The sequence below is a fragment of the Janthinobacterium sp. SUN128 genome (assembly GCF_030587275.1).
Lineage (GTDB): Bacteria > Pseudomonadota > Gammaproteobacteria > Burkholderiales > Burkholderiaceae_D > Janthinobacterium > Janthinobacterium lividum.
In genome coordinates this window covers 434,643-450,371 of sequence record NZ_JAPWHY010000001.1, presented here as the reverse complement: position 1 = coordinate 450,371, position 15,729 = coordinate 434,643, and the positions used below count along the sequence as shown (strand labels likewise).

16 protein-coding genes are annotated in these 15,729 nt (G+C 60.9%); 6 read left to right on the top strand and 10 right to left on the bottom strand.

Features of this window, described 5'->3' with window-relative positions:
* Positions 1-19 precede the first annotated feature (19 nt).
* The 3 genes from O3297_RS02190 to apbC all read right to left on the bottom strand — a co-directional run bounded on the left by O3297_RS02190 (position 20) and on the right by apbC (position 3,419).
* A complete protein-coding gene (locus tag O3297_RS02190) occupies positions 20-1,696 on the bottom strand; it encodes an alkaline phosphatase family protein (protein WP_305047622.1) in 1,677 nt (558 codons plus the stop codon).
* 139 nt (positions 1,697-1,835) lie between these two features.
* Positions 1,836-2,243, bottom strand: a complete 408-nt coding sequence (locus tag O3297_RS02185; protein WP_034778045.1) for a DUF4399 domain-containing protein — start codon at positions 2,241-2,243, stop codon at positions 1,836-1,838.
* Between the two features lie 87 nt (positions 2,244-2,330).
* Complete coding sequence (gene apbC / locus O3297_RS02180; RefSeq protein ID WP_034758315.1) at positions 2,331-3,419, bottom strand: iron-sulfur cluster carrier protein ApbC; 1,089 nt, start codon at positions 3,417-3,419, stop codon at positions 2,331-2,333.
* Positions 3,420-3,579: 160 nt separating this feature from the next.
* Between apbC and metG the strand changes: the two genes are divergently transcribed.
* The 5 genes from metG (at position 3,580) to panC (ending at position 8,392) form a co-directional block, all read left to right on the top strand.
* Complete coding sequence (gene metG / locus O3297_RS02175; RefSeq protein ID WP_099393082.1) at positions 3,580-5,739, top strand: methionine--tRNA ligase; 2,160 nt, start codon at positions 3,580-3,582, stop codon at positions 5,737-5,739.
* A 19-nt stretch (positions 5,740-5,758) separates the two neighbouring features.
* On the top strand, positions 5,759-6,238 hold the full coding sequence (locus tag O3297_RS02170; protein WP_034778216.1) for a GNAT family N-acetyltransferase: 480 nt from the start codon (positions 5,759-5,761) through the stop codon (positions 6,236-6,238).
* Positions 6,239-6,346: 108 nt separating this feature from the next.
* Positions 6,347-6,556: a DUF3460 family protein gene (locus tag O3297_RS02165; RefSeq protein ID WP_034778041.1), complete on the top strand. Its 210-nt coding sequence runs from the start codon at positions 6,347-6,349 to the stop codon at positions 6,554-6,556.
* A gap of 17 nt (positions 6,557-6,573) precedes the next feature.
* A complete protein-coding gene (locus O3297_RS02160) occupies positions 6,574-7,497 on the top strand; it encodes a ScpA family protein (RefSeq protein ID WP_305047621.1) in 924 nt (307 codons plus the stop codon).
* A gap of 55 nt (positions 7,498-7,552) precedes the next feature.
* Positions 7,553-8,392 (top strand): pantoate--beta-alanine ligase, encoded by an 840-nt coding sequence (gene panC / locus O3297_RS02155; RefSeq protein ID WP_305047620.1) that lies wholly within the window; start codon positions 7,553-7,555, stop codon positions 8,390-8,392.
* A gap of 53 nt (positions 8,393-8,445) precedes the next feature.
* Here panC and O3297_RS02150 read toward each other — a convergent pair whose 3' ends face one another.
* Positions 8,446-8,898, bottom strand: a complete 453-nt coding sequence (locus O3297_RS02150; RefSeq protein WP_305047619.1) for a hypothetical protein — start codon at positions 8,896-8,898, stop codon at positions 8,446-8,448.
* Between the two features lie 294 nt (positions 8,899-9,192).
* Here O3297_RS02150 and O3297_RS02145 point away from each other — a divergent pair, with 294 nt between their 5' ends.
* Positions 9,193-9,945: an SDR family oxidoreductase gene (locus tag O3297_RS02145; protein WP_305047618.1), complete on the top strand. Its 753-nt coding sequence runs from the start codon at positions 9,193-9,195 to the stop codon at positions 9,943-9,945.
* A gap of 72 nt (positions 9,946-10,017) precedes the next feature.
* Here the strand turns inward: O3297_RS02145 and cheY are convergent, their stop codons facing one another.
* The 6 genes from cheY to O3297_RS02115 form a co-directional block, all read right to left on the bottom strand.
* Positions 10,018-10,416, bottom strand: coding sequence for a chemotaxis response regulator CheY (cheY, locus tag O3297_RS02140; protein ID WP_010396677.1), 399 nt, complete (start codon positions 10,414-10,416; stop codon positions 10,018-10,020).
* Positions 10,417-10,563: 147 nt separating this feature from the next.
* On the bottom strand, positions 10,564-11,634 hold the full coding sequence (locus O3297_RS02135; protein ID WP_034778028.1) for a chemotaxis response regulator protein-glutamate methylesterase: 1,071 nt from the start codon (positions 11,632-11,634) through the stop codon (positions 10,564-10,566).
* A gap of 108 nt (positions 11,635-11,742) precedes the next feature.
* Positions 11,743-12,351, bottom strand: coding sequence for a chemoreceptor glutamine deamidase CheD (gene cheD, locus O3297_RS02130; RefSeq protein ID WP_034758343.1), 609 nt, complete (start codon positions 12,349-12,351; stop codon positions 11,743-11,745).
* Between the two features lie 9 nt (positions 12,352-12,360).
* Entirely contained in the window at positions 12,361-13,233 is an 873-nt protein-coding gene (locus tag O3297_RS02125; protein WP_034778025.1) for a CheR family methyltransferase, read from the bottom strand.
* 71 nt (positions 13,234-13,304) lie between these two features.
* The gene (locus tag O3297_RS02120) at positions 13,305-15,023 is read right to left on the bottom strand and encodes a methyl-accepting chemotaxis protein (RefSeq protein WP_305047617.1); all 1,719 of its coding nucleotides are present in this window, start codon (positions 15,021-15,023) and stop codon (positions 13,305-13,307) included.
* Positions 15,024-15,211: 188 nt separating this feature from the next.
* Positions 15,212-15,718 (bottom strand): chemotaxis protein CheW, encoded by a 507-nt coding sequence (locus O3297_RS02115; protein ID WP_034758356.1) that lies wholly within the window; start codon positions 15,716-15,718, stop codon positions 15,212-15,214.
* Positions 15,719-15,729: the final 11 nt, after the last annotated feature.

Sequence of the window (15,729 nt, the reverse complement as noted above, 5' to 3'; positions counted from 1 at the left end):
GCTTCGCCGCTAATCCGACCTACCGCACCGCTTCCGTCAAAACCCGCCCTTCCGACGCCGATGGCTGGCGTATGCGCAGCAGATGGGCCAGGGTCGGCGCGATGTCGACCACTTCCGCGTACTCGCCGTAGGCGCCCGGCTTGATCCAGCGGGGGCCGAAGACCATCAGCGGCACGTTGGTGTCATAGGTGTACGGCGTGCCGTGCGAAGTGCCGCCGCTGCCCTTGCCGAAGTACCAGGCCGGCTTTGTGACGACCATCAGGTCGCCCGACAGCTGGCGGTTCCAGGCGCGGCGCATCAGGGTGTCCATGCGCGTGGCGACGGCTCCCGTTTCCATCTGCGTGCGCGTGTAGACTTGCGCCAGGCCGTCCTGCTGCAGCAGGAAGCGGGCCGCCGCGTCTTCCAGGGCGGCGCGATTGACGCCGCTCTTTTCCGCCAGCGCGTAATCGAGGTAGATATTCGGCAGCGACGACGCCGTCACCAGCTTATCGATGCCCAGGTTTGTCGCCAGGTGCCGGTTCAAGCCATCGACCAGTTTGGCGCCATCGATGCGCTTGGCCGAGAAGCCGCGCGTTTCGGCAAATTCCGGCACGTTGGCAAAGCCATGGTCGGCCGTCAGCACCACCAGCACATTATCCATGCCGACTTTTTTATCGAGGTCGGCAAAGAAGCCGGCCAGCATGCGGTCCAGGCGCTGCAGGTGGTCGTGCGACATCTTGCTTTCCGGGCCGTAGGCGTGATTCACATAATCGTGCGCGGACAGGCTCACGCCGAGGATATCGGGCACGCCGGCCGGGTTGCGGCCCAGGTTCTCGCCATCGATGGCGGCACGCGCGAATTCCAGGGTCAGTTCATCGAGGAAGGGGCCGGACTTCAAGCGGCTGTAGTACTCGCCATCGAGCTTGCCGCTGTCGCTGTAGTAGGCGAACGGGAAGGTGTTGCGCGTGCCCGGCTTGGCCGCCACAAGGTCATCACGGGCGTCCCGCGCATAGGCCGAATCGGCCAGCAGCGGCGTCCAGCTCTTGCCATAGTAGCGGTCCTGCGGTTTGGCAGCCTGGTAGCGCTGCACCCATTGCGGATGCTGCTGCATGTAATAGGTGCTGCTGGCGAAATTGCCCGTCTTTTCCATGTACATATAGGCCGTGCCCGTTTTCCCGGCCAGCAGGATGGCGCCCCGGTCCTTGCCCGACACGGTGACGACCTTGGCCTGGTCGCCCGTGGAATAGCGCAGCTCGTCGCCCAGGGTGCTCACGCGCAGTTTCGTCGGCGCCGTGCCATCATCGGGCTGCGTGTCTTCGCCGATGTAATGGAAATTGCCATCTTCGGTGCAATACACGGATTTTTTCGTGACGGGATCGATCCAGTTATTGCCGATCACGCCGTGCTGATACGGATAGGTGCCCGACAGCACGGCTGAATGGCCGATGGCGGTGACCGTGATGCCATGCGCCTGGTGGGCATCGCTGAACCACGCGCCCTGCTCCAGCAGACGGCGGAAACCGCCCTGGCCGAACTGGTCGCGGTAGCGCGTCACCTGCTCCTGCGGCAAACCGTCCACCACCAGCACCACCACCAGCTTCGGCTGCGCCACGGTATTGGGAACCGCCTTGGCCGCGTGCGCCTGGCACGCCGCCACGCCAGCGACCAGCAGCAGCGCCTGCGCCAGTTGCCGGGAAAGGGAGAAATGTTTCGTCATATCCGCTCATCAAAAGTTAGGCCACCGGGCAGCATACGCCGACTATATGACGCAATGATGACAAAAAGCAATACCATAAAAAAGGCCGGGCTCCATCGCTGGAACCCGGCCTTTGCCGAAACAGATGAAAATGCCGGACTTACTTGACCGTCACCTTGATGCTTTTGCTCAACTCCGGCCCATACGACTGGTGCGCGCCATTGGCGAACTGCATCGTCAGGGTGTACTGGCCCGGCGGCAAGGTGACGTCCGTTTCCGTCTGTCCTTTGCCGAAATGCAAATGCTTGTCATCCATGGGTATCATCTCGCCCGCCTTCATCGGCCCCATATTGATGAGCAAATGATGGTGGCCCGTCTTTGCCGTCATGTCGCCGGCCGGCTTGACGTCCATGCCGCTGACGGCGAACTTGACCTTGAACGGGCTCGTCACCGTCGCGCCATCGACTGGCTCGACGAACGAAACGGATTGCGCAAACGCGCTGGCGGCCAGCAGGCTGCCGGCGATCACGGCTGCGGCCTGGCGCAGGAATACGGTGGTCAATTGCATGATGTCTCCTCTTGTTTAATAACAACACGGACTGCATGAAACCATATTCCTGCTGACACTGGCGCATGGGAGCGCCACATCCGACGTTTAATCGTTCTTGATGACGATCGACGGGAATTTACTTGTCATGTCCTTCGCCTTTTCCGCCACCTTGATGGCGATGGTGCGGGCGATCTGCTTGTAGATCACGGCGACGGGACCTTCCGGCTCGGCCACGACGGTGGGCGTGCCCGAATCCGTCTGCTGGCGAATCGCCATGGTCAGCGGCAAGGCGCCGAGGAATTCCACGCCGAAGTCCGCGCACATCTTCGCGCCGCCGCCGGCGCCGAAGATTTCTTCCGCATGGCCGCAGTTCGAGCAGATGTGCGTGCTCATGTTTTCCACCACGCCGAGGATCGGGATGCCGACCTTCTCGAACATTTTCAAGCCCTTGCGCGCGTCCAGCAGCGCGATGTCCTGCGGCGTCGTGACGATGACGGCGCCCGTGACGGGCACTTTCTGCGACAGGGTCAGCTGGATGTCGCCCGTGCCCGGCGGCATGTCGACGATCAGGTAATCGAGGTCGCGCCAGTTGGTCTGGTCCAGCAATTGCTGCAAGGCTTGCGTGACCATCGGGCCGCGCCACACCATCGGTTCGTCCGGATCGATCATGAAGCCGATCGACGACACTTGCAGGCCGTGGTTTTCCATCGGCTCCATGCTCTTGCCGTCCAGGGTCTTCGGCTGGCCGCTGATGCCCAGCATCATCGGTTGCGATGGGCCATAGATGTCGGCGTCCAGCATGCCGACGGTGGCGCCTTCGGCCGCCAGGGCCAGGGCCAGGTTCACGGCCGTGGTCGATTTGCCAACACCGCCCTTGCCGGAAGCGACGGCAATGATGTTTTTCACGTTGCTCATCGGCTTCAAGCCGCGCTGCACCGTGTGCGAAATGATTTTCGACGACACGCCCACGCTGACATTGCCTACGCCCGGCAGCACGCGCAGGGCGGCCAGCACGGATTTGCGAATCAGGTCGATCTGGCTTTTCGCCGGATAGCCCAGCTCGATGTCGAGCGAAATGTCATCGCCATCGACCTTCAGATTCTTGACTGTTTTACTGGAAACGAAATCTTTATGTGTATTTGGATCAATAACCTGGGCCAGCGCGGCCTTGACGTCTTCTACTGTGATGCTCATGTAAATCTCCGTGTGTACTACATATGTGCAATACGCGCAGTCTAGCGCAAATTTGCAGGGCGCGATGGCGGCAAAAGCAGCACTTGCCGGCGCTGCATCTGCTCATATTGCCTTTCCGCTGTTAAAATGTCCTATTATCCATCCCAAAAGTGCATCAATCATGACTCGCAAGCTGTTCGTCACCACTGCCCTGCCTTACGCAAACGCCGCTTTTCACATTGGCCACATCATGGAATACATCCAGGCTGATATCTGGGTCCGGTTCCAGCGAATGCAACGCGATGGCGCAGCCGGCCGTGAAGTGCACTTTGTGGGCGCCGACGATACGCATGGCACGCCCATCATGATCGCCGCCGAAAAGGAAGGCATCACGCCGCAGCAATTCGTCGCCAATATCGCCGCCGGCCGCGCCCAGTACCTCGATGGCTTCCATATCGCCTTCGATAACTGGTACTCGACCGATTCGCCGGAAAACGTCGATCTGTCGCAATCGATCTACCGCAAACTGCGCGATACGGGCCTGATCGTCACGAAAACCGTCGACCGCTTCTTCGATCCGGTCAAGGGCATGTTCCTGGCCGACCGCAACATCAAGGGCGAATGCCCGAAATGCGGCGCCAAGAACCAGTACGGCGACAATTGCGAAGTGTGCGGCGCGGCCTACCAGCCGACCGACCTGGTCAACCCGTTCTCCGTGTTTACCAATGCGACACCCGTGATGAAGCCGTCGGAACAGTATTTCTTCAAGCTGTCCGACCCGCGCTGCTTCGAGTTCCTCAAGGATTGGCTCAACACGCCAGGCCGTTTGCAGCCTGAAATGGTCAACAAGGTCAGCGAATGGCTGGGAGAAGCGGGCGAAAAGCTGGCCGACTGGGATATCTCGCGCGATGCGCCTTACTTCGGCATCCCGATTCCCGATGCGCCGGGCAAGTTCTTCTATGTGTGGATGGACGCGCCCGTCGGCTACCTGGCCAGCCTGAAAAACTATTGCGACAAGAAAGGCCTCGATTTTGACGCCCTCTTGAACGACCCGGCCACGGAACAGATCCACTTCATCGGCAAGGACATCGTTTCCTTCCATTTGCTGTTCTGGCCCGCCATGCTGAAATTCGCCGGCCATCCGGTGATCGACAAACTGAAAGTCAATGTTCATGGCTTCCTGACGGTCAACAACGAAAAGATGTCGAAGTCGCGCGGCACGGGCATCTCGCCGCTGCGCTACCTGGACTTGGGCATGAACCCGGAATGGCTGCGCTACTACATCGCCTTCAAGCTGAACTCGAAAGTGGAAGACCTGGACTTCAACGGCGACGACTTCGTGGCCCGCGTGAACAGCGACCTGATCGGCAAATACGTGAACATCGCCAGCCGCTGCGCCGGCTTCATCGCCAAGCGTTTCGACGGCAAGCTGGCATCGACGCTGTCGGAAGGCGCGCAAAGCTGGATCAACCGCGCGCTGACGGTGGACGTCAACGGCGTCATCGTCGAGCGCCAGGCCAGTATCGCCGCACACTTCGAGAACCGCGAATTCGGCAAGGCCTTGCGCGAGATCATGGAAATCGCCGACATCACCAACCAGTATGTCGATGAAAACAAACCGTGGATCCTGGCCAAGGACGCGGACAAGACGGCCGAACTGCACGACGTGTGCACCACGGCCCTGATCCTGTTCCGCCAGCTGACGATCCTGCTGTCGCCGGTCCTGCCGGGCGTGGCCAAGAACGTGGCCTCGTTCCTCAACGACGCCGAGTTTACCTGGGCCGATACGCAAGTGTTCGGCGACGCCGTCTCGAACAGCATGCTGGGCCGTACTATCGGCGCCTACAGCCACTTGATGACGCGCATGGATGCGAAGATGATCGAAGCGCTGTTTGACGCGCCGCAAGCGGCCGCTGCCATTGCCGCACCGGCTGGCGACGCCGCGAACGACGCCGCAGCGGTCGCTGAAACACCGGCCTCCGCCATCGAGGATCTTGCGCCCGAAATCAAGATCGACGACTTCCTCAAGGTCGACTTGCGCATCGCCAAGATCGTCAACTGCGAGCTGGTGGACGGCTCCGACAAGCTGCTGCGCCTGACCCTGGACGCGGGCGAAGGCCGCTTGCGCAATGTCTTCTCCGGCATCCGTTCGGCTTACCAGCCGGAAGAGCTGGTCGGCAAGCTGACGGTGCTGGTGGCCAATCTGGCGCCGCGCAAGATGAAGTTCGGCATTTCGGAAGGCATGGTCATGGCCGCCTCCGCCGCCGACGAAAAGGCGAATCCGGGCATCTACATCCTGAACCCGTGGCCAGGCGCCGAACCTGGCATGCGCATCCGTTAAGCCACCACAAGGACCGATGATGAATATCGTGGTGCGCGAAGCAACGAATGCCGATGCACAGCTGATGGCCGAGCTGACCCGCGCCGCGTGGGCCGGCAAGGTGGCCGCCTCGTCCAGTGGACACCACGAGACGGCGCAGCAGGTGGAAGAGCAATTGCGCCACGGCGGCGGCTTTCTGTTGCTGATCGACGACATTCCCGCCGGTTCGCTGCGCTGGATGCCGCTCGACAGCGACCCCGCCATCTGGAAGATTTCACGCATGGGCGTGCTGCCCGCCTACCGGGGCAGCCACGTTTCGCAGCACTTGCTGGAAGCCATCATTCATCACGGCCTGTCGTGCCAGGCCGAGGAATTGCGCCTGGCCGTGCGGCGCGACCAGCGCAAGCTGATCGATTTTTATGCGGCCTTCGAATTCGACTTGGCCGAAGAACTGGAATATTCGCACGCCAACCCCGCCGAACCGGCGCCGATGGTGATGCGGCGTTTGTTGCGTTATTGATTTTTAGCAATTTCGCCCCCGGACTTGCCGATACAACAACCCGCCAAGCGGCACGGCGCGGTAAAATACGGCCGGCTGACCTTACCGATAAGACACTCAGAAGAGAATATGAAACTGCCTGCAAAACACAACAACTACGTATCCGACCACACCTTGTTCATCGCTGAGCTGAAGGCCAAGAACCCTGGCATGGAAGCGGGCCAGCAAGCGGGCCGCGCCCTGCTGTGGGACAAGCCGGCCGTCAGCATCGATGAGCAGGAACGCCAGCTGGCGTCGGCCGTCAAGCAACAGGCTTACGTTTACCAGAACAAGAACTAAGATCTGGAACCGGCACGATGTTGCCTGAAGAGTCTGCAGTCACGCCGGAAGCCGATGCTCCCGGCGCCGGCGCAGTCATCGAGTCGCCCCAACCTGTCGCTGAAGGCGACGGCAGCGGCGCCCCTGCAACAAAGGTAACGGACGCGGCGCCCGCCGCCGACCCGCTGGGCATCGCCCGCCTGTATGGCGAGCCGATGATGCGCATGCCGACGGATCTGTACATTCCGCCGGACGCGCTGGAAATCTTCCTCGAAGCCTTCGAAGGCCCGCTCGACTTGCTGCTCTACCTGATCCGCAAGCAAAACTTCAACATTCTCGATATTCCGATGGCGCAGGTAACCCTGCAATATCTGAAATATGTCGACCAGATCCGCGTGCGCAACCTGGAACTGGCCGCAGAATACCTGTTGATGGCGGCCATGCTGATCGAGATCAAGTCGCGCATGCTCTTGCCTTCGCGCAAGAGCGACGTCGAGGAAGATGGCGGCGACCCCCGTGCCGAACTGGTGCGCCGCCTGCTCGAGTACGAGCAGATCAAGCTGGCCGCCTACGATCTGAATGCCATCCCGCAGTTCGAGCGCGATTTCGTGCGCACGCAGATTTTCATCGAGCAAAGCCTGACGCCCACCTGGCCCGACGTGGAACCGGTGGACTTGCAGCAGGCGTGGCTCGACGTGCTGAAACGCGCCAAGCTGACCCAGCATCACCGCATCAGCCGCCAGGAACTGTCCGTGCGCGAGCACATGTCGAGCATCCTGCGCCACCTGCAATCGTCGCGCTTCGTCGAATTCAGCGAGCTGTTCGACATTGCCGGCGGCGTGCCCGTGGTGGTGGTCAACTTCGTGGCCCTGCTGGAACTGGCCAAGGAAACCCTGATCGAAATCACGCAGGCAGAACCGTTTGCCCCCATCTACGTCCGGCTGGCGTATTCGCCCGCCTGATATCCTTCCCTTTGTCACTGACCACCGTACAACGGGGTTTTAGCGAAAGCAATCCATGAAAATTATTTCCGACATCGAAGAATTGCGCGACCAGCTCAGCGGACAGCTGCGCACGGCGTTCGTTCCCACCATGGGCAACCTGCACGAAGGCCATCTGTCGCTGATGCGCCTGGCGCGCAAGCATGGCGATCCCGTCGTCGCCTCGATCTTCGTGAACCGCCTGCAATTCGGCCCGAACGAAGACTTCGAGAAATATCCGCGCACCATGGCGGCCGACATCGCCAAGCTGGAAAAGGAAGGCGTGTACGTGCTGTTCGCGCCGACGGAAAAGGAACTGTACCCGGAGCCGCAGGAATACCGCGTGCGTCCGCCCGATGACCTGGGCAATACCCTGGAAGGCGAATTCCGTCCCGGCTTCTTCGAAGGCGTGTGCACGGTCGTCACCAAGCTGTTCTCGTGCGTGGGTCCGCGCGTGGCCGTATTCGGCAAGAAGGATTACCAGCAACTGATGATCATCCGTAACATGGCGCGCCAGTTCGCGCTGCCGACGGAAATCATCGCCGCCGAAACCTACCGCGCAGACGATGGCCTGGCCTTATCGTCGCGCAATATGTATCTGTCGGAAAGCGAGCGGGCGGAAGCACCGGAACTGTACAAAGGCCTTAATTTCGTCGCCGAGGAAGTGCGCAAGGGTAACCTGGCCGTCGCTGAACTGGAACAGGCCAGCATGCAGCTATTGAACAGCCGCGGCTGGAAATCGGACTACATCGCCGTGCGCAAGCGCGCCAACCTGCAGGCGCCAAACGCCGCCGAACTGGCCGCCGGCGAACCGCTGGTGGTGCTGGCTGCCGCCAAGCTGGGCCAGACTCGCCTGATCGACAACCTGGAAATTTAAGCGCCATCTCCAAGCGTCACCTCGACGGGGCCATTCGGCCCCGTTGCTTTTTCTTACTTATCCATCCCTACCAGCTTGAGTTCCGCAAACAGCGGCTTGCTGCTGCCGCGTGCCGCTTGCAACATGTCGTAGCTGGCCGCATCGAGCACGATTTCCTCTCCCGCCCACAGCTTGCGCTGGTGCGCAGGCAGCCTCAGGCTGCGCAGGATGGCCCGGACCTGGGCCGGATCGGCCGCCAGCAGGCGGATGGCGCGCGCATGGCGCTGCGTGCCCGTGAGTATCGGCAAGCCGCCCTCCGGGCCATTCTGGCTCAGGCTGACATAATCATGGCCGCCCACGCGGTGCAGATATGCGTGCCGGCCATCAGCTTCGACAGGCAAGGGCGCGGCCGGTTCCTGCATTTCGACAGACGCGACAGGCGCAACGGCGGTTTGTTCAAGGCTCACGCCACAGGCCGCCAACAGGGCCGTGCTCAGGGCAAAAAATAATACGGGTGCTCGGCGCATCGTGCGCTCCTTCTTGTCGGGGTCGGGGACAGAGGTGGAATACTGCAGCGATCATGGGCCAAATTATTTGACGTGTAAAGTTAACTTTAGGAAATATTTCATTCCTTTGCGCAATGACTTATGCTCGGCTGGATCTTGCCTGTCCATATCAACCTGGCCGAGAACAATTGTTAATGAAATTTGCACACTGAAACTATCATCACCATCTTTATCCATGAATTAATAAAGATCACAATGGCTGCACTGGCTCGCAGCGACAGCATGCGGGCTTCCCACCACGACAGGAGAGCAGCCATGAACACCACATCCACCCCCGCCAAGGTCGCCATCGTCACAGGTGCCTCGCGCGGCATCGGCGCGGCCATCGCCCGCCGCCTGGCACGCGACGGCATGCAGGTCGTCATCAATTACGCCAGCGGCAAGGATGCGGCGGATGAGCTGGTGGCGGCCATCGTGGCCGGCGGCGGCGCCGCCATCGCCGTCCAGGCCAACGTGGCTGACGCGGGCGAGGTGCAAGCGCTGTTCGATGCGGCAGAAGCGGCCTATGGCGGCATCGACGTGCTGGTCAACAACGCCGGCATCATGCCGCCCATGCTGCCGGCCCTGGCCGACACGGACGACGCCACCTTCGACAGCCTGTTCGCCATCAACGTCAAGGGCAGCTTCAACACCATGCGCCAGGCGGCGACGCGCTTGCGCCACGGCGGCAGCGTGGTCAACTTCTCCACCAGCGTGATTGGCCTGGCCCTGCCCGGCTATGCCGTCTACGGCGCCACCAAGGCGGCCATCGAGACGATGACGAATATCTTTGCCAAGGAATTACGCGGCAAGAACATCACCGTCAATGCCGTCGCCCCCGGCCCCACGGCCACTGCCCTGTTCTTGAACGGCAAGACGGAAGAAACGATACAGCGCATGGGCAAGATGGCGCCCCTGGAACGCCTGGGTACGCCGGACGACATCGCCGCCGCCGTGGCTTTCCTGGCAGGACCGGATGGCCGCTGGGTGAATGGACAAACGTTACGCGCGAATGGCGGTCTGGTCTGAGTTTTTTGCGGACAAAAAAAACGCTGCCAATTCGCACTGGCAGCGTTTTTTTTGATAACGGTCAAACCTGGATTAAGCGCCGGCTTTTTCCAGCTTCTCGAAAATCTTGTTCAGCTTTTCATCGAGGGTCGCGGCCGTGAACGGCTTGACAACATAACCGCTGGCGCCAGCTTGCGCGGCGGCGATGATGTTTTCTTTTTTCGCTTCGGCGGTCACCATCAGCACGGGCAGCTTGGCCAGTGCCGGATCGGCGCGGATATGCTGCAGCATCGTCAGGCCATCCATGTTTGGCATGTTCCAGTCCGAAACGACGAAATCATACGATTCCGCGCGCAGCTTGGCCAGGCCCATCACGCCGTCTTCCGCCTCATCGACGTTGGCATAACCCAGTTCCTTCAACAGATTCCGGACAATGCGGCGCATCGTCGAAAAATCGTCAACGACTAAAAATTTCATCTTTGGATCAGCCATGAATAACTCCGTTGTTTCTGTAGCGGTTTGTTAATAATATCGACATGAATGCCGACATTATGGTCGACACTACGGCAGCAAGTTGTAGGATAGCATTTTCGTTGCTTTTAGGCGAACAAACTTGCCTCAGATCATATAAAACGTGGCTTACACGCGCAAAGCACGCATGCCATGCGCAGCCAGGTGTCCCAGCACCATGCCAGGCAACGCCGTCAAAGCACCGACCTCATGCGTAGCACCGACAGCGATCGCCTCGCGCGGCATGCCGAACACCACGCAACTGGCTTCATCCTGCGCAAAATTATACGCTCCTGCGGCCTTCATCTCCAACATGCCTTGCGCGCCATCCTTGCCCATGCCGGTGAGGATCACGCCAACGGCATTTTTACCGGCCGATTGCGCGGCCGAACGGAACAGCACATCGACCGACGGGCGGTGGCGGTTCACCGGCTCGCCCTGGTCGATCTTGGTCATGTAATTGGCGCCGCTGCGCGTCAAGGTCAGGTGCGAATGGCCGGGCGCGATATAGGCGTGGCCCGGCAGTACCCGTTCGCCGCCTGCCGCTTCCTGCACCGATATCTTGCACAGCGAATCGAGGCGGCGCGCAAACGAGCGCGTAAAGCCTTCCGGCATGTGCTGCGTGATCAGGATGCCGGGGCAATCGGAAGGCATCTGCATGAGAAATTCGCGGATCGCTTCCGTGCCGCCTGTGGACGCGCCCACGATGATCAGCTTTTCACTCGACGTCAATGGGCTGCGCAGCGCAGGCAGCGGTGCAGCCACCTTGTCGCTGGCCGACGGCAGGGTGCGCGCGCGGATGCGCGCCTTCGAGGCGGCGCGGATCTTGTCGGCGATCATGTCCGTGTACTCGCGCATGCCGCTCTGGATGGAGATCTTCGGCTTGGTGACGAAATCGACGGCGCCCAGTTCCAGCGCGCGCATGGTGATTTCCGAACCGCGTTCGGTCAGCGACGACACCATCAATACCGGCATCGGGCGCAAGCGCATCAGCTTTTCCAGGAAATCGAGGCCATCCATCTTCGGCATCTCGACGTCGAGGGTCAGCACGTCGGGGTTGGTCTGCTTGATCATCTCGCGTGCCACCAGCGGATCGGGCGCCGCGCCCACCACTTCCATGTCGGGCTGACTGTTCACGATTTCCGTCATCACGCTGCGGATCAGCGCCGAATCATCCACGATCAATACTTTGATCTTCATAGTTATCCTTCCAGGCCTTGCGGCCCTTATTCTTTATTAAATTAGTACACCGGACAAAACCATCGCAGGCCGCAAAGCACGACGCGCAGCAGGCTTGGTCTGGCGTTATCAGAACAGTTCGACCTCGCCGCCCACCGGCGCAACTTTCAAACGGCTGGCGTAATCGAGTTCGCGGCGTACCAGCGTATCGTTATGCGTCTGCATCAGCTTTTTCACCAGCACCTTGCCGCTGCGGGGGAAAAAATACACCTTGCGTGGGTGGATGTCGTTCAGGTCTTCCGCCACCACGCGCATCTTTTCCGCCTTCAGGTAATTGATGACGAAGGCCGCATTGCGCTCACCCACGTTGATCGCCGTGAAGCCGCGCAGCACGGCGCCGCCGCCGAACACTTTCGCTTCCATGTTCTCGCGCCGCGCGCCGGCCTTCAGCAAATCGTTGATCAGGATTTCCATGGCGTAGGTGCCATAGCGCATCGACGCGGAAATCGGGCTATTCGGATCGCTGCCGCCATCGGGCAGCATGAAGTGATTCATGCCGCCCAGGCCCGTGACGCGGTCGCGGATGCAGGCCGAGACGCAGGAGCCGAGCACGGTGACGATCAGCATGTCCTTGTTGGTAAAGTAATACTCACCAGGCAAGATCTTGGCGGCGTCACAATTGAACGTCCTGTCGTAATAGACGTTAGTGGCAAATTGCTCTTTGGATTCCAGGCTCATATTTCACTCTCATGTACGATGCGACGATGCCTTGGGCGCGGCGCCCCGAGGCTGATCGAGCTCATAGACTGTTTTACCGCGCAGCTTCAATGAATCCGACACGTACAGGAAATTCTCCGAATGGCCGGCAAACAGCAGGGCATCCGGCTTCATCAACGGCACAAAGCGCGACAGGATCTTGCGCTGCGTCGCCTTGTCAAAATAAATCATCACGTTGCGGCAAAAGATGACGTCGAACTGGCCTGTCAATGGCCAGCTGTCGGCCAGCAGGTTGAGCGGCTTGAAAGTGATCATCTGGCGCAGTTCCGGGCGCACCCGCACCTGTCCCTCGCGATCGCCCTTGCCGCGCAAGAAAAAGCGCCGCGCACGGTCGGCCGGCATCTTGTCGAGCCGGTCCAGGTTGTAGACGCCATTGGCGGCCGTGGCCAGCACGTTCGTGTCGATGTCCGTGGCGATGATGGTGACCGGCGGCGTGAGCGTATTGAACGCCTCGCACACCGTCATGGCGATCGAATACGGCTCCTCGCCGGTGGAACTGGCCGAACACCAGATGGTGATCGGCCCGCTCAGTTTTTTCACATGCTCGGCCAGCAGCGGGAAGTGATGCGCCTCTCGGAAGAACGACGTCAGGTTGGTCGTCAGCGCATTCGTGAACGCTTCCCACTCGTCGCCCATGCGGCCAGCTTCCAGGTCGTCCAGGTAACGGACGAACGAGGAAATGCCGGTCGCGCGCAGGCGCCGCGCCAGGCGGCTGTAGACCATCTCCTGCTTGCTGTCGGCCAGCGCGATGCCGGCCCGCTTGTAAATCATGGCGCGGACCCGTTCGAAGTCCTTGCCAGTGAAATCAAATTCCTTGACCGAATCCGTTTTAGTTTGCGGCATTTTGTTTTTACCTCTCTATGACTACTCTGACCAATGCCTTTGCAAGTATAACTAGCGGGACCGGGTTGGCGTCAGAACTCTTCCCAATCGTCGCCGCCGGCCGCCGCCAGCTTTTTCGCGGGCGGTGGCGTGCCGGCTTGCGCCGTCGTTGCCAACCGCCGTGTCGTTGCCGCCACGCTCGGCGCCGGCCGCGCCGCCTTGACTACTGGCGCGGGCACGGGCATGGCCGCCTGCGCCGCGCTCTCGCCATCGAGCTTGAAAATGCTGACGGCGTCGGCCAGTTTCTGCGCCTGGTCCTGCATGCTTTCAGCCGCCGCCGCCGCCTCCTCGACCAGCGCCGCGTTTTGCTGCGTCATCTGGTCCATCTGCGCGATGGCCTGGTTGACCTCTTCGATGCCATGGCTCTGTTCCTGCGTTGCCGCCGTGATCTCGCCCATGATGTCGGCTACCTGCCGGATCGACGTGACGATCAGGCCCATGGTCTGCCCCGCCTCGTCCACCAGGCGGCTGCCGGCATCGACCTTGTCGACCGAGTCGCCGATCAAGCCCTTGATCTCTTTCGCCGCGCCAGCCGAGCGTTGCGCAAGATTGCGCACTTCCGACGCCACCACCGCAAAACCGCGTCCCTGCTCGCCTGCGCGCGCCGCTTCGACGGCCGCATTCAATGCCAGGATATTCGTCTGGAACGCGATGCCGTCGATGACGCCGATAATGTCGACGATCTTGCGCGAACTGTCCTTGATGGAACCCATGGTATCGACCACTTGCGCCACCACCTTGCCGCCCTGCTCCGCCACCGACGACGCCGACACGGCCAGCTGGTTGGCCTGGCGCGCATTGTCCGCGTTCTGCTTCACGGTCGACGTCAGCTCTTCCATCGACGATGCCGTCTCTTCGAGCGAACTGGCCTGCGTTTCCGTACGCGCCGACAGGTCCGCATTGCCGCTGGCGATCTCGCGCGACGCCACGGTGATGGTGTCCGTCCCATTGCGCACGTCGCTGACCGTCTGCACCAGGCTTTCGTTCATGTCCTTGAGCGCCTGCTGCAGCGCGCTCGTTTCATCCTTGCCTTCGACCACCACGCGCGACGTCAGCTCGCCGGCAGCGACCTTCTGCGCCACGGCCAGTGCGCCAGACAGCGGCACCGTGATCGAGCGCGTGATGAAGATGGCGCACCAGGCGCCGATCGCCACCGCCGCGCCGCCCAGGATGAACAGTACCGTCATCAGGCGCGCATCGGCCGCCAGCGAGTCGTCCATGAAGCTTTGCTGCGCCACGTGCTGCAAGTCGAGCAGCTTGTTGATATCGGCCAGCGTCGTCTTGTTCAAGGGGTCGATGCGGGTGGCAATCACCTTCGCCGCGCCCTCGCTGTTAAATGCCAGCACCTGTCCCATCGCTTCCTTGAAGGCCGCATCGACATCGCCGTCGACCTTGGCGATATTGGCCAGCAGCGCCTTCTCGCCCTCGGACAGTCCCAGGCTGGACAGCTTGCCGCGCGCGCCGTCGTACAGCTTGCGCTGCTCGCGCACCTTGCCCTCTTCCGCCTGCATCAGCCCCACATCGCCCTGCAGGCCGATATTGCGCATGGCGATACCGGTTTCCAGCATCGCGCTTTTCATCAGCGATGCCTGCGTATTCTTTTCGCTTGCCAGCTCCAGGCCCGTGAGCAACTGGGCCTTGTTACGGTAATTCAGTGCATTCGCCGAAACGATCACTACCACCAGGATGGCGAGGATGCTGCCAAAACCTATCCCCAGCCGGGTGCCTATCTTGAAATCGCGCAAACTCATTACAGTCTCCAATATTTATGTGAACGGCGCCCGTTCAACCGGACGGCGCCGTGTTGTGGCCTGGTCTCTGACGGACCTTGCAGCCTGCCGGCGCGCCTCTGCTCGCGCCGGTACATGCATATCTGTAGTGATTCTTTGCGTGCCAAAACGGCGGCGCACCGGGCGCCGCCTTGCTGCCATGCGGCCGTTTACGCCGCCAGCTTGTCGATCAGGCCCATCTCGCTGCTCGACATCAGCTTGTCGATATCGACCAGGATCAGCATGCGCTCGTCGATGGTGCCCAGGCCGATCATGTAGTCGGTCGAGAAGGCGGTGCCCATTTCCGGCGCCGGCTTGACCTGCTCCGGCGTCAGGGTGGTGACGTCGGAAACGCTGTCGACCACCATGCCGACGATGCGGCCGCCGATGTTCAGGATGATCACGACCGTGAACTGGTCGTACACGGGCGTGCCCAGGTTGAACTTGATGCGCATGTCGACCACGGGAATGATGATGCCGCGCAGGTTGATCACGCCCTTGATGAATTCAGGCGCGTTGGCGATGCGGGTGACCGCTTCGTAACCACGGATTTCCTGGACCTTCAGGATATCGATGCCGTACTCTTCGGAGCCCAGCGTGAAGGCCAGGAATTCACGGCCGGCGATGTCCTTGCCGTCGCCCGCATTGCTTCCGGATGTTTGTTGAGTATCTGACATGGTGCGTTTTC

Excerpts from the sequence above, each read along its gene's own strand:
- O3297_RS02190 (WP_305047622.1), bottom strand. The coding sequence starts at position 1,696 with ATGACGAAACATTTCTCCCTTTCCCGGCAACTGGCGCAGGCGCTGCTG.
- O3297_RS02185 (WP_034778045.1), bottom strand. The coding sequence starts at position 2,243 with ATGCAATTGACCACCGTATTCCTGCGCCAGGCCGCAGCCGTGATCGCC.
- apbC (WP_034758315.1), bottom strand. The coding sequence starts at position 3,419 with ATGAGCATCACAGTAGAAGACGTCAAGGCCGCGCTGGCCCAGGTTATT.
- metG (WP_099393082.1), top strand. The coding sequence starts at position 3,580 with ATGACTCGCAAGCTGTTCGTCACCACTGCCCTGCCTTACGCAAACGCC.
- O3297_RS02170 (WP_034778216.1), top strand. The coding sequence starts at position 5,759 with ATGAATATCGTGGTGCGCGAAGCAACGAATGCCGATGCACAGCTGATG.
- O3297_RS02165 (WP_034778041.1), top strand. The coding sequence starts at position 6,347 with ATGAAACTGCCTGCAAAACACAACAACTACGTATCCGACCACACCTTG.
- O3297_RS02160 (WP_305047621.1), top strand. The coding sequence starts at position 6,574 with ATGTTGCCTGAAGAGTCTGCAGTCACGCCGGAAGCCGATGCTCCCGGC.
- panC (WP_305047620.1), top strand. The coding sequence starts at position 7,553 with ATGAAAATTATTTCCGACATCGAAGAATTGCGCGACCAGCTCAGCGGA.
- O3297_RS02150 (WP_305047619.1), bottom strand. The coding sequence starts at position 8,898 with ATGCGCCGAGCACCCGTATTATTTTTTGCCCTGAGCACGGCCCTGTTG.
- O3297_RS02145 (WP_305047618.1), top strand. The coding sequence starts at position 9,193 with ATGAACACCACATCCACCCCCGCCAAGGTCGCCATCGTCACAGGTGCC.
- cheY (WP_010396677.1), bottom strand. The coding sequence starts at position 10,416 with ATGGCTGATCCAAAGATGAAATTTTTAGTCGTTGACGATTTTTCGACG.
- O3297_RS02135 (WP_034778028.1), bottom strand. The coding sequence starts at position 11,634 with ATGAAGATCAAAGTATTGATCGTGGATGATTCGGCGCTGATCCGCAGC.
- cheD (WP_034758343.1), bottom strand. The coding sequence starts at position 12,351 with ATGAGCCTGGAATCCAAAGAGCAATTTGCCACTAACGTCTATTACGAC.
- O3297_RS02125 (WP_034778025.1), bottom strand. The coding sequence starts at position 13,233 with ATGCCGCAAACTAAAACGGATTCGGTCAAGGAATTTGATTTCACTGGC.
- O3297_RS02120 (WP_305047617.1), bottom strand. The coding sequence starts at position 15,023 with ATGAGTTTGCGCGATTTCAAGATAGGCACCCGGCTGGGGATAGGTTTT.
- O3297_RS02115 (WP_034758356.1), bottom strand. The coding sequence starts at position 15,718 with ATGTCAGATACTCAACAAACATCCGGAAGCAATGCGGGCGACGGCAAG.